10 protein-coding genes are annotated in these 12,604 nt (G+C 59.5%); 7 read left to right on the forward strand and 3 right to left on the reverse strand.

The window, feature by feature from the left end; all coding sequences use genetic code 11:
* The first annotated feature begins 48 nt into the window (after positions 1–48).
* Positions 49–3,243, forward strand: a complete 3,195-nt coding sequence (locus ACNQFG_RS13460; RefSeq protein WP_423405240.1) for an ATP-binding cassette domain-containing protein — start codon at positions 49–51, stop codon at positions 3,241–3,243.
* Between the two features lie 150 nt (positions 3,244–3,393).
* Here ACNQFG_RS13460 and ACNQFG_RS13465 read toward each other — a convergent pair whose 3' ends face one another.
* From ACNQFG_RS13465 to ACNQFG_RS13475, 3 genes are all read right to left on the reverse strand, one after another.
* Positions 3,394–3,921, reverse strand: a complete 528-nt coding sequence (locus ACNQFG_RS13465; RefSeq protein WP_423405241.1) for an HD domain-containing protein — start codon at positions 3,919–3,921, stop codon at positions 3,394–3,396.
* Between the two features lie 33 nt (positions 3,922–3,954).
* Positions 3,955–4,389 carry a hypothetical protein gene (locus ACNQFG_RS13470; protein WP_423405242.1) on the reverse strand — a complete coding sequence of 145 codons (435 nt, stop codon included), beginning with the start codon at positions 4,387–4,389 and terminating at the stop codon, positions 3,955–3,957.
* A 124-nt stretch (positions 4,390–4,513) separates the two neighbouring features.
* Positions 4,514–5,299, reverse strand: a complete 786-nt coding sequence (locus ACNQFG_RS13475; RefSeq protein ID WP_423405243.1) for an alpha/beta hydrolase — start codon at positions 5,297–5,299, stop codon at positions 4,514–4,516.
* Positions 5,300–5,511: 212 nt separating this feature from the next.
* Here ACNQFG_RS13475 and htpG point away from each other — a divergent pair, with 212 nt between their 5' ends.
* The 6 genes from htpG to ACNQFG_RS13505 all read left to right on the forward strand — a co-directional run bounded on the left by htpG (position 5,512) and on the right by ACNQFG_RS13505 (position 12,601).
* A complete protein-coding gene (gene htpG, locus ACNQFG_RS13480) occupies positions 5,512–7,440 on the forward strand; it encodes a molecular chaperone HtpG (protein ID WP_097781712.1) in 1,929 nt (642 codons plus the stop codon).
* A 99-nt stretch (positions 7,441–7,539) separates the two neighbouring features.
* Positions 7,540–8,547 carry a 5-bromo-4-chloroindolyl phosphate hydrolysis protein gene (locus ACNQFG_RS13485; protein WP_423405244.1) on the forward strand — a complete coding sequence of 336 codons (1,008 nt, stop codon included), beginning with the start codon at positions 7,540–7,542 and terminating at the stop codon, positions 8,545–8,547.
* Positions 8,522–8,659, forward strand: coding sequence for a hypothetical protein (locus ACNQFG_RS13490; RefSeq protein ID WP_423405245.1), 138 nt, complete (start codon positions 8,522–8,524; stop codon positions 8,657–8,659). Before ACNQFG_RS13485 ends, ACNQFG_RS13490 begins: the two co-directional genes overlap by 26 nt.
* Before the next feature lie 300 nt (positions 8,660–8,959).
* Positions 8,960–10,246, forward strand: coding sequence for a galactokinase (locus ACNQFG_RS13495; protein ID WP_423405246.1), 1,287 nt, complete (start codon positions 8,960–8,962; stop codon positions 10,244–10,246).
* Entirely contained in the window at positions 10,243–11,742 is a 1,500-nt protein-coding gene (galT, locus tag ACNQFG_RS13500; protein ID WP_423405247.1) for a UDP-glucose--hexose-1-phosphate uridylyltransferase, read from the forward strand. The genes ACNQFG_RS13495 and galT overlap by 4 nt, the downstream gene beginning before the upstream one ends.
* A gap of 91 nt (positions 11,743–11,833) precedes the next feature.
* Positions 11,834–12,601 (forward strand): copper homeostasis protein CutC, encoded by a 768-nt coding sequence (locus ACNQFG_RS13505; protein ID WP_423405248.1) that lies wholly within the window; start codon positions 11,834–11,836, stop codon positions 12,599–12,601.
* Positions 12,602–12,604 lie beyond the last annotated feature (3 nt).

Here is a 12,604-nt window from a genome sequence, read left to right on the forward strand (position 1 = left end):
GGCGGCTTTGGCACTCCCCTCAGCCGTGTTTGCAGAAAGGCAGAATCCATGCTTCAACTCAAAAAGATCCACAAGCAGTACAAGACCGGCGACCTGGTCCAGACAGCCCTTGACAAGGTCAGCCTGAATCTCCGCGACTGCGAGTTCGTCGCCATTCTCGGCCCCAGCGGTTCCGGTAAGACCACCCTGCTGAACGTCATTGGCGGTCTGGACCGCTACGACAGCGGTGATCTGATCATCAACGGCATCTCCACCAAAAAATATACCGACCGCGACTGGGACTCTTACCGCAACCACACCATTGGCTTTGTGTTCCAGAGCTATAACCTCATCCCACACCAGACAGTGCTTTCCAATGTGGAGCTGGCGCTGACCATCTCCGGCATTTCCGGTGCCGAGCGCCGCAGCCGGGCCACCAAGGCGCTGGAGCAGGTAGGTCTGGGCGACCAGCTGCACAAGCACCCCAGCGAAATGTCCGGCGGCCAGATGCAGCGTGTGGCCATTGCCCGCGCACTGGTCAATAACCCCGACATCCTGCTGGCCGACGAGCCGACCGGCGCACTGGACAGCGACACCAGCATTCAGGTGATGGAGCTGCTGAAGGAGGTGGCCAAAGACCGCCTTGTGGTCATGGTCACCCATAACCCGGAGCTGGCCCACCAGTACGCCACCCGCATCGTCCAGCTGAAGGACGGCGTCATCCGCTCCGACACCGACCCCTTCGAGCCGGACGCCGCCCAGCTTGCCCCGCCGGTGCACAAGAGCATGGGCCGCTCGTCCATGTCTCCCCTCACCTCGCTGAGCCTGAGCTTCAACAACCTGCTCACCAAAAAGACCCGCACCCTGCTCACCGCATTTGCGGGTTCCATCGGCATCATCGGCATTGCGCTCATCATCTCCCTGTCGGCAGGCGTCAACCAGTATATCGACGATACCGAACGCTCCACCCTTTCGGAATATCCGCTGCAAATTCTCAGCAGCGGCATGGACCTGACCTCGATGCTCACCTCCGGCTCGCCGACGTCCGCTTCCGGCACGACCGCCGAGGAAGGGATGGTCCCGGTGCGGCAGCTCATCACCCAGATGGTGGCGGGCATCACCTCCAACGACCTGAAGTCCCTCAAGACCTATCTCGAAAGCGACGACTGCACCATTGCCGAGGATGCCACCTCCATCGAGTATTCTTATAATGTGCAGCCCCAGATCTACCGGGAAGACGCCGATGGCTCCATCCGTCAGGTGAACCCGGATTCCTCCCTCTCCAGCCTGGGCATCAGCTCCACAAGCTCCACCAACAGCATGATGTCCTCCATGATGAACACCAGCGTGTTCTATCAGCTGCCCGAAAGCGATGAACTCTACAACTCCCAGTACGAGGTCAAGGCGGGCCGCTGGCCGGAGAAGTACAACGAATGCGTTGCCGTGCTGGGTGCCGACGGCACCATCACCGACTATGCGCTGTACGCCCTCGGCCTGCGGGACAGCGCTGAGCTGGACAAGATGATCCAGCAGTTCGCCCAGAACCAGAACGTCGATGTTCCCACCGACTTCAAGACCTATCGGTACAGCGATTTCATCGGCATCCAGTTCAAACTGGTCAACGCGGCCGACCGCTATCTGCGCGACGACGACCACAACGCCTGGGTGGACAAATCCGACGACAAGGACTTTATGAAGAGCCTTGTCGCATCCAGCGAGACCCTGACCGTGGTGGGCGTCGTGCAGCCCAAAGAGGATGCCTCTGCTTCCATGCTGTCCTCCGGCATCGCCTATCCGGCCGCCCTCACCCAGCACGTCATCGCCACCGCAGCCGACTCCCAGATGGTCCAAGACCAGCTGGCCTCCCCTGCCATCAATGTGATGAACGGCGAACCCTTCGGCACCGAAGACGCTTCCGCCTTTGATATGAGCAGCCTGTTCCGCATCGACACCGACATGCTCAAGAGCGCCTTCCAGTTCGACACCAGCAAGCTGAATTTCGACCTCAGCGGTGCATTCGATTTGGACAACGGTTCGGTCGATCTCGGCTCGCTGCTCGACCCCGACGATTTCCAGCTGGATCTGGACCTGACCGAAACGCCTGATCTGGACATGAGCACCCTGACCGACCTCTTTGCCAACATGGACCTTTCCGTCTCCGAAGACAAGATGCAGGAGCTGGCCCAGAAGGTTCTGGTCGGCTACAAGGACTATGTCATCGGGAACGGCATCCTGAACCTGAACAAGATCAGCTTCTCCCAGTACCTCAAGAGCGATGCCTTCAAGACCCTGATGAACGACGCCATGGGCGAACTGTTCGACCAGGACGCCCTGCAGGCCCAGTTCTCGGAGGCCATGCAGACGGCGATGTCCACCCTCATGGAAAGCTACTCGTCGCAGATCTCCGAGACGCTGCAAACCCAGCTGGGCAGCGCGATGCAGACGGCCATGACCAAGCTGATGACCCAGATGAGCCAGAACATCCAGAGTCAGATGCAGCAGAGCTTTTCCCAGCTGGGCAGCCAGATGGAGAGCGCGCTGAAGATCGACGCTGCTGCTTTCCAGAAGGCCATCCAGTTCAACATGAGCGAGGACGACCTGACCGACCTGATGAAGTCGGCCATGCTCTCCTCCACCGCCACCTATGACAGCAACCTGCAGACGCTGGGCTATGCCGACCTCGACGCCCCCAGCCAGATCAAGATCTATCCGCAGGACTTTGACCACAAGGCGTCCGTCGTGGCCAAGCTCGACGCCTATAACGACAACATGCGGTCCCAGGGCGCGGACGACAAGGTCATCCAGTACACCGACGTCGTCGGCACCCTGATGACCTCCGTGACCGAGATCATCAACATGATCTCCAACATGCTGGTCGCCTTCGTCTCCATCTCGCTGGCGGTTTCTTCCATCATGATCGGTGTCATCACCTATATCAGCGTGCTGGAACGCCGCAAGGAGATCGGTATTCTGCGTGCCATCGGTGCATCCAAGCACAATGTCTCCGAGGTGTTCAATGCCGAAACCTTCATTATCGGAATGTGCTCCGGCGTGATCGGCGTCGTGCTGAGCGAGATCCTGCTGATCCCCGGCAACATGCTCATCCAGAAGATCTCCAACGGCACCAACGTGGTCGCCCGCCTGCCGCTGAACGCAGCCCTTGTGCTGATCGTTCTGGCCACCGTGCTGACCATCCTCGGCGGCTTCATCCCCGCCAAGGGCGCTTCCCGTTCCGACCCCGTCAAGGCCCTGCGGTCGGAATAAGCCGCTGAAAAAGAAAGACCCTCTCCGTCATTGCTTCGCAATGCCACCTCTCCCGATGGGCGAGGTCTTGTGCTGTATTTTACGGCACAAGAAAAGCTCCCCCTTTCGGGGGAGCTGGTGAACGAAGTGAAGCTGAGAGGGTTTTCTATTTTACCACTCAGTGTCGTCGGCCCCATCCGCACCCACGGTGGTGGCGACTTTGGCGCGACGGAACATGCTTTCCACCACGGCGCAGTACTTATCGGCCAGACAGACGATGACTGCTTCGCGGCAGGTGGGCACATGACGGAAGGTCAGCGGCCACATGTGGCTCTGGATGATGTCCTGCTCCTTCTTCGTGATGTGGAAGTAGTGCTCCGCATTCACGCAGGCCGAGCCGGGGTGCGAAAAGCCGTGCATCTCAAACAGGCGGCGGATGCCACGGAAGCTGTTCGTCTTGTGCCAGTCGTACAGATAAAAATCATGCAGCAGGGCACCCACTGCCAGCGAGGTCTCGTCAGCGTGCAGATGCAGACGGCGGTTGAGCCAGAAGCTCACCAGCGCCACATTCTTGCAATGCTGGTAGGTGGTGACAGAGCCGTGCTGGATGTACTCCCGCATCTCCTGCACTTTGGGATGGTGGTCGTACTGTTCCAGAATGGTGTAAAGCTGCTCACGTTCAGTCTGAGAAAGCTGCATTGCTTGGGGTCCCTTTCCTCTTAAAAATCAACATCAGGAGCGGAGCTGGACCGGATTGGAATTGCCGAAGTTCTCGGCGCTGCTGGGGTTCTCGCGCTTCAGGCTCATGTCCACCAGATACTGCCGGCTGCCGTCGCCCATGGCGTCCAGCTCCGCGAGCTTGGCCTTGGCGGACTCCACATCCGGGTACCACTGGATCAGGAAGAAATTTTCTTCCTCTACACCGTAGTACAGCCACTGGCCGTCGGCACGCAGCCAGTCGTCCAGATGATCCACTTCTTCGCCGTCCGGCAGGCCAAGGCCTTCTTCGGCATAAAGGTTTTCCGGTTCCACCTGCAGCATTTCGATCACCTGAATGGCGCTCTGAAGATATTCATCCTGCGAGATGCTCTTGTCGGAGAGCTCCCAGCCCGTCAGGAATGCCTGCATCATCAGGTTCTTGACAGAAATTTCCGGCCGCATTGCCATAAATGTTCCCTCTTCCTTCCGGGCGGTATGCCCGGCGTTTGTTTTCGCTGACCAGTATACGCTAAAATTTGTTGCAGGTCAACTATTTTTTCATGAATTTTTTGTAGAACTGTACAAATCCAGTTTATTCCAGATGGAAGTCGAAGGTGTCGTTCAGCCATTCCACCGCCAGCTGCACCCAATGGGCGCGGTGGGCACTGGCGGCATCCACCTCTGCGGTGGAGATGCTGGTGCCGTGGACCCCCTTCTCAAACAGATGCGCCTCACAGGGGACATGGTTCTTCCGCAGCGCTGCAAGGAGGAGCAGGGTGTTTTCCACCGGGACGGTGGCGTCCTCCATCGTGTGCCAGACGAAGACCGGCGGCGTATCCGGCGTGATCTTCCCTTCCAGCCCAAATCTCTGGTGCTCCGCCCGGTCTTCGCTGCCCGAAAGCTGCACGAAACTGCCCCGGTGGGCATACTCCCCCGCCGTGATGACCGGATAAGCCAGCAGCACGGCATCCGGCTTCCGGCTGCGGTCTGCCGCCTCGCCGGGGCAGTCGAGCACAGCACCGGAAAGGGCCAGGTGGCCGCCCGCTGAAAAGCCGCACACGGCGATCCGGTCCGGCAGGATGCCCCAACGTTCTGCGTTCTGCCGCAGCAGCCCGATGGCCGCGCGGAGCTGGCGCAGCGGCTGGTGATCCCGTGCCCCCTCGCCCACGCTGTAGGTCAGCACAGCGGTGTGGTACCCCGCCGCCGCAAACTGCAGCGCCACCGGGTCGCCCTCGCGGGCACTCACATGGGTATAGCCGCCGCCGGGCACCACCAGCACCAGCGGACGGCGCAGCGCGTTCGGCATGGCCGGGTCCGGGCTGCGCAGATAAAGTTCCAGCTTCCCTCCACCGGGAAGCGCACACATTTCAAACTGCATCGAAGTCATCCTTTCCAACTTTGGCGGGACTATTATAATGGGTTTGGAGCCGGAATGCAAAGAGAACCGCAAACATTTCTGAACTTTTTATGAAAGCCCTTGATTTTTGATGCGAAGCGGTGTATATTAGCACTCGAAAGTTACGAGTGCTAAGCCGTCATCCCGAACTCCGGCTTTCTGGCACCGAATCTGAACAAAAGAGGTTTTGCATTATGGCTAAGAAAGAATTTCAGGCTGAAAGCAAAAAGCTGATGGATATGATGATCAACTCCATCTACACCAATAAGGAAATTTTCCTGCGCGAGCTGATCTCCAACGCATCGGATGCCATCGATAAGCTCTATTATAAGAGCCTGACCGATCCTTCTGTGGGCATGAACAAGGGCGATTTCCGCATCCTCATCACCCGCGATAAGGAGAACCGCATCCTGACCATTGAGGATAACGGCATCGGCATGACCAAAGAGGAACTTGAGCAGAATCTGGGCACCATTGCTCACTCCGGTTCTCTGGATTTCAAGAAGGACAACAAGGACGAGAACATCGATATCATCGGCCAGTTTGGTGTCGGCTTCTACTCTTCCTTCATGGTAGCCGATAAAGTCACCGTCATTTCCAAGGCTTATGGCTCGGATGAAGCATGGCAGTGGGAGTCCTCCGGTGTGGACGGCTACGAAATGACCCCCGCCCAGAAGGACACCGCAGGCACCCAGATCATCCTGCACATCAAGCCGGATACTGAGACGGACCACTACGACAACTTCCTCGATGAGTACGGCATCGTGGCCATCGTGAAGAAGTACAGCGACTATGTGCGCTATCCCATCCAGATGGAGCGCCAGCACGAGCGCCAGAAGCCGGAACCCGATCCCAAGCCGGAGGACTATAAGCCCGAATGGGAGACTTACACCGAGCTGGAAACTCTGAACAGCATGGTGCCCATCTGGAAAAAGCAGAAGAGCGAAGTGACCGACGAGGAGTACGCGAACTTCTATAAGGAAAAGTTTGGCGATTATACCGACCCCGCCCGCGTCATCGTCAGCCGCACCGAGGGCACTGCAAATTATAATGCCCTGCTGTTCGTGCCCAGCCACCGTCCCTACGACTTCTACACCAAGGATTATGAAAAGGGTCTGGCCCTGTACGCATCCGGCGTGCTCATCATGGAGAAGTGCGCCGACCTGCTGCCCGATTACTTCAGCTTCGTCAAGGGCATTGTGGACAGTCAGGATCTGAGCCTGAACATCAGCCGCGAGATGCTGCAGAAGGACAACCAGCTCAAGCTGATCCACAACGCTCTGGAAAAAAAGATCAAGAACGAGCTGCACGCCATGCTGGCCAATGACCGCGAGAAGTACGAGGAATTCTGGAAAGAGTTCGGCCGTCAGATCAAGTTCGGTGCTTACTCCGACTACGGCATGCACGCCGAGCTGCTGCGCGACCTGCTGCTGTTCTGGTCTGCCAAGGAGCAGAAGATGGTCACTCTGCAGGAGTATGTAGACAAGATGCCCGCTGAGCAGAAGTATATCTACTTCGCTGCCGGTGATTCTACCGACCGTCTGGCAAAGCTGCCCGCCGCTGAACTGGTCATGGATAAGGGCTATGACGTCCTGCTGCTGACCGAGGATGTGGATGAGTTCTGCCTGCAGATCCTGCGCACCTATCCCCGCAAGGATGCCGAAGGCAAGGACGGCACCGTGGAGTTCAAGAATGTCAACAGCGGTGATCTGGGCCTTGAGACCGAGGAAGAGAAGAAGGCCGCCGAGGACGCTACCGCTGAGAACAAGAACCTGTTCGATGCCATGAAGGACGCACTGGACGGCAAGGTGAAAGAGGTCAAGGTCTCTACCCGCCTGAAGGATCACCCTGTGTGCCTGAGTGCTGACGGCCCGCTGTCCATTGAGATGGAAAAAGTGCTGTCCAAGCAGCCCGGCAGCGAAGGCGTAAAGAGCGATAAGGTTCTGGAACTGAATGTCAACCACCCCGTGTTTGCCGTGCTCAAGGCCGCACAGGAGGCCGGTGACACCGACAAGCTCAAGAAGTACAGTGCTCTGCTGTACGCACAGGCTCAGCTGATCGAAGGCCTGCCGGTGGATGATCCCGCCGCGTATGCCGAAGCTGTTTGCAGCCTGATGAAATAAGGCTTTTACTCCCAGATAAATTATCCCTTAACAAAAGAGCCGTGTTCCGCTATAATAAGGTGGAACACGGTTCTTTTCATTTTAGGAGGAATTTGCCCCATGGAGCCAAAACGCAGCAACCATTTCCTTGCCCATCTCCCCACCATCCTTCTGCTGGTGCTGTTCGCCATGTCGCCGTGGCTGGGCATCCTGTTCTTCATCCTGCGCGCCATCGACCGGGATGCCGAGAAAAAGGAGCAGACCAACGCCGACCCCGCCCGCGACGGCCACGCAGAGGACGCCCGCACCGCACAGAGCGCCACCCCCGGCCAGCGCAGCGAGATGGCCTCCGACCAGGATATCCCCACTGCCGAGCAGAAGAGCGCCAAGCAGTGGCACAAGACCCTCACCACCCTGTGCACCATCTTCGGTGCCATCTTCCTGCTGGTGGGCATCGGCGACCTGGCCGATGCCATGGAGGAACTCTGGGGCCATGAGACCGACTGGGGTGAGCTGCTGACGGCGCTGGCCCAGACCATCGGCGGCGGCGCAGCCCTTTTCACCGGCCTGCGGATGGACCGCGCCCGCAAGCTGGAACGCAAGCTCGACAAGATCGTCGGCGACCGGGACAACATCGCGCTGGGCGAGTTGTTCGCGGCGGTCGGCATCGACGCAGTCCGTGGCCGCGCTGCGGTGGAACACGCCATCGACCACGGCTATTTCGGGGCCGATGCCTACATCGACTACCGCACCGACACCCTTGTCGTGCGCGGAGCCGCACCCCAGCCGCCCAAGGCCCCGCAGCCGGAGCCGGAAGCGGAACCGGAAGACCTGTACGCCTCCCTTCAGCAGCAGCTGCGCCGCGCCAACGATGCCATCCCGGACCCCGTGATGACCACCAAGATCAGCCGTCTGGAAGCGGTCAGTGCCCGCATCTTTGCTCTGGCCAAGAAAGACCCGGATAAAAAAGCCCAGCTGCAGAAATTCATGGACTACTATCTGCCCACCGCCCTCAAGCTGCTGAACACCTACGCCCAGCCTTCCTGCGCAGGATGTGCAGGGGGAAAACATCGCCGATGCCAAAAAGAACATCGAGCGCAGCATGGACCTGCTGGTGACCGCCTTTGAAAATCAGCTGGACAAGCTGTTCCAGTCCGACGCACTGGACGTTTCGGCAGATGTGGCCGCACTGGAAGGGATGCTGAATCTCGACGGCCTCACCGGCCCGGACTTCCACTGACCAGCTGGCAAAATCCAATCCTCCATATCGGAACTCTGGCCCTGATTGACCCGCAGCCGACCGTTCTTTGTGGGTTGTGGCCAATGCTTTTCCGGTTTGGAGGATTTTTTCAGCTCTGTTGCAGGAATTTCTGCACAAATTTCGTGCCGGATTTTCTGGCAACTTTTCATCCAGATGCAACAATAACACATGGTCTTTTGGGCACAGATTCTTTATTATAGGAGTATCGAAAGATCCACCACGGCCCGCCGCATGGGCTGTGACGAAGTTTGCACGATTTGTTCAGAGGAGGAACTCGCCATGATGAAATCCGTTTCTGTCTGGAAGCAGGAGCTGGCAGGCGGCGCCCACACCGAGCGTCTGGCCTCGCTGTACTGCTGCGCCCCCGAACAGACCCCCGCACAGGCAGCCCGCTACGCTGCTGTGCTGGACGGGCTGGAAAAGACGTTTGGTGCCCACACCGAGGCCGGGCTGTACAGTGCCCCCGGCCGCACCGAGATCGGCGGCAACCACACCGACCACCAGCATGGCCGCGTGCTGGCCGGCAGCGTGAATATTGATATGATCGCTGCCGCCGCGCCCAACACCCTGAACCAGCTGCGCGTGCAGAGCGAAGGCTACGACCTGTGTGTGATCGGCCTTGATGACCTTGCTGCCCGCAAGGAAGAGGAAAACACCAGCGCCGCCATCCTGCGCGGCGAGTGCAAGGCCTTCCAGGAGCGCGGGGCCAGCCTCTCCGGTCTGGATGTGTACATTTCCTCCAACGTGCCCAAGGGCAGCGGCGTTTCTTCCTCCGCCGCCTTTGAAGTGCTGATCGGCGTGATCCTGAATGACTGCTTCATGACCGATAAAGTCTCCCCCATCGAGATCGCGCAGATCGGCCAGTGGGCAGAGAACGTCTACTTTGGCAAGCCCTGCGGCCTGATGGATCAAATGGCTTCCAGCGTGGGCAACATCATTACCATCGACTTTGCCGATCCGGCCCACCCCGTGGTCGAGCCTGTACAGGTCGATTTCTCCAAGGCAGGCCTTGCCCTGTGCATTCTGGATTCCTGCGCAGATCATGCCGACCTGACCGACGAATATGCCGCGGTGCCCGCCGAGTGCCGCGCCGTGGCTGCTGTGTGCGGCGGCGAAGTGCTGCGGGATGTGCCGTTTGAGACCTTCCTTGCAAAGCTTCCGGAGTGCCGCAAGCAGTGCGGCGACCGCGCCGTTCTGCGCGCTTTCCACGTCTACGCCGACAACGACCGGGTCGCAAAGCAGGTGGACGCCCTCCGCGCGGACGACTTCGAGACCTTCCTTGCGCTGGTCACCGAGTCCGGTCTGAGCAGCTGGGAGTATCTGCAGAACGTGATCCCCGCCGGTTACAAGGAGCATCAGGAGATGGGCGTGACCATTGCAGCTGCCAAGCATTATCTGAACGGCAAGGGCGCTGTGCGCGTGCACGGCGGCGGCTTCGCAGGCACCGTGCAGGCCTTTGTACCGCTGACCCGGCTCGATTCCTTCAAGGCTGAGATGGAGGCCATCCTCGGCAAGGGCCGCTGCCACATCCTCTCCATCCGCCCGGAAGGAGGCGCAGTGCTGTGATCTCCACCGCCATTCAGCAGCTTGTGAATTACGGGCTGGACACCGGTCTTATCCTGCCCGATGATGAAATTTACATCCGCAACCAGCTGCTTATGACCATGCAGCTGGACGACTTTACCGCGCCGGAGGACGAGGTGTGCTATACCGATCTGGAAAGCATCCTCAAAACGCTGGTAGATGATGCCGTTGCCCGCGGTGTGTGCGAGGACAACTCCACCGCCCGCGACCTGTTCGACACAAAGCTCATGGGCGTATTGACCCCGCGGCCCAGCATCGTGCGCGCCAATTTCGAGGAACGCTACGAAAGCGAAGGCCCGCAGGCCGCGACCGACTGGTTCTATAAATTCAGTCAGGACACCGATTATATCCGCCGCTACCGCATCAAGCGCGACCTGAAATGGGTCACCAAGACCCCCTACGGCGATCTGGATATCACCATCAACCTCTCGAAGCCCGAAAAAGACCCCAAGGCCATTGCCGCCGCCAAACTGGCTCCCCAGAGCGCCTACCCCAAGTGCCAGCTCTGCGCCGAGAACGAAGGCTATGCAGGCCGCATGAACCACCCCGCCCGCGAGAATCACCGCATCATCCCTCTCACCATCAACGACAGCGCTTGGAACCTGCAGTACAGCCCCTACGTCTACTACAACGAGCACTGCATCGTGTTCAACAACCAGCACACTCCCATGAAGATCGAGCGTGCTACCTTCCGCAAGCTGCTGGATTTCGTGGGCCTGTTCCCCCACTATTTCGTAGGCAGCAACGCCGACCTGCCCATCGTGGGCGGCAGTATTCTCAGCCACGACCATTTCCAGGGCGGCCACTATGAATTCGCTATGGCAAAGGCTCCCGTCGAGAAAAAGTGGGTCTTCCCCGGTTTTGAGGATGTGGATGCCGGTATCGTGCACTGGCCCATGAGCTGCATCCGCCTGACCAGCGAGGATGATGCCCGTCTTGTGGAGCTGGCCGATAAAATTCTGACCGCATGGCGCGGCTACTCGGACGAAAAATGCTTCATCTTTGCCGAGACCGACGGCGAGCCACATAACACCATCACCCCCATTGCCCGGATGCGGGACGGCAAGTATCAGCTGGATCTGGTGCTGCGCAACAACATCACCACCCCGGAGCATCCGCTGGGCGTGTTCCATCCCCATGCAAAGCTGCATCACATCAAAAAGGAAAACATCGGCCTGATCGAGGTCATGGGCCTTGCCGTGCTGCCCAGCCGCCTGAAAAAGGAGCTGTTTGAGCTGGCCGACCTGCTGACCGCGCATGTGCCCACGGCCGACTACCCCGAAGCCCTGCAAAAACACGCTGCCTGGGCCGAGGATATTCTTGCCCGTCACCCGGAACTGAACGGCGACACCGTGCACCTCATCCTGCAGGACGAGGTGGGCCATGTGTTCGCTCAGGTATTGGCCGATGCCGGTGTCTATAAAATGGACGAGGCTGGCCGCGCAGGCTTTGTGCGGTTCCTCGAATCCGTAAAGTGACCTGTTGTTCCTGAACAAGACCCGTCAGCAGTTTCTGTTGACGGGTCTTGTTGATGGACCATTCCGGCAGCTGTATCAAAGGAGGTTTTTCATGCCCTATACATTAGAAGTTTGTGTTGACAGCACCGCCAGTGCCCTTGCGGCCCAGCGCGGCGGAGCCGACCGGCTGGAGCTCTGCGCCGACCTGATCGTGGGCGGTACAACGCCCAGCCTTGCGCTGGTGCGTCAGGTCAAGGAGACCACCGGCCTGCCCGTCCGCGCCCTGCTCCGCCCCCGCTTCGGTGATTTCTGCTACGACCGCTGGGAGCTGGCGCAGATGAAAGAATCTGCCGCCGCACTCGTCGCCGCCGGGGCAGACGGCATCGTGACCGGTGTGCTGACCCCGGACGGTGCGCTGGATGCAGAGGCCCTGCGCCCCATCTACGAGGCCGCCCGCGAAGCCGCTGCCAAAGCGGGCCGCCCCGTTGCGCTCACCCTCCACCGCGCCTTTGACGTCTGCCGCGACCCCTTCGCGGCGCTGGACACGGCCTGTGCTCTGGGGCTTTCCACCATTCTGACCAGCGGCCAGGCCGCCAGCGCCCCCGCCGGGGCACCCCTGCTCCGGCAGCTTGTGGACTGCGCCGCCGGGCGCATCGAGATTCTGGTGGGCGCAGGCGTCTCCCCGGCCAACCTCCCTGCACTGACCAAACAGACCGGTGCGCACAGCTTCCACCTTTCCGGCAAGCAGGTGCTGCAAAGCCGCATGACCTTCCGCCGGGAAGGCGTCCCTATGGGCCTGCCCGGCTTCTCCGAGTTCGAGCTGTGGCAGACGAGCGAAGAGACCATCCGGAAGGCGCGCAACGTTCTGGATACGCTCTGACGA

The organism is Faecalibacterium prausnitzii (assembly GCF_049532945.1).
Lineage (GTDB): Bacteria > Bacillota > Clostridia > Oscillospirales > Ruminococcaceae > Faecalibacterium > Faecalibacterium prausnitzii_N.

Coding starts and splice junctions, on each gene's coding strand:
- ACNQFG_RS13485 (WP_423405244.1), top strand. CDS start 7,540: ATGGAGCCAAAACGCAGCAACCATTTCCTTGCCCATCTCCCCACCATC.
- ACNQFG_RS13495 (WP_423405246.1), top strand. CDS start 8,960: ATGATGAAATCCGTTTCTGTCTGGAAGCAGGAGCTGGCAGGCGGCGCC.
- ACNQFG_RS13475 (WP_423405243.1), bottom strand. CDS start 5,299: ATGCAGTTTGAAATGTGTGCGCTTCCCGGTGGAGGGAAGCTGGAACTT.
- ACNQFG_RS13490 (WP_423405245.1), top strand. CDS start 8,522: ATGGACCTGCTGGTGACCGCCTTTGAAAATCAGCTGGACAAGCTGTTC.
- htpG (WP_097781712.1), top strand. CDS start 5,512: ATGGCTAAGAAAGAATTTCAGGCTGAAAGCAAAAAGCTGATGGATATG.
- ACNQFG_RS13505 (WP_423405248.1), top strand. CDS start 11,834: ATGCCCTATACATTAGAAGTTTGTGTTGACAGCACCGCCAGTGCCCTT.
- ACNQFG_RS13460 (WP_423405240.1), top strand. CDS start 49: ATGCTTCAACTCAAAAAGATCCACAAGCAGTACAAGACCGGCGACCTG.
- ACNQFG_RS13465 (WP_423405241.1), bottom strand. CDS start 3,921: ATGCAGCTTTCTCAGACTGAACGTGAGCAGCTTTACACCATTCTGGAA.
- ACNQFG_RS13470 (WP_423405242.1), bottom strand. CDS start 4,389: ATGGCAATGCGGCCGGAAATTTCTGTCAAGAACCTGATGATGCAGGCA.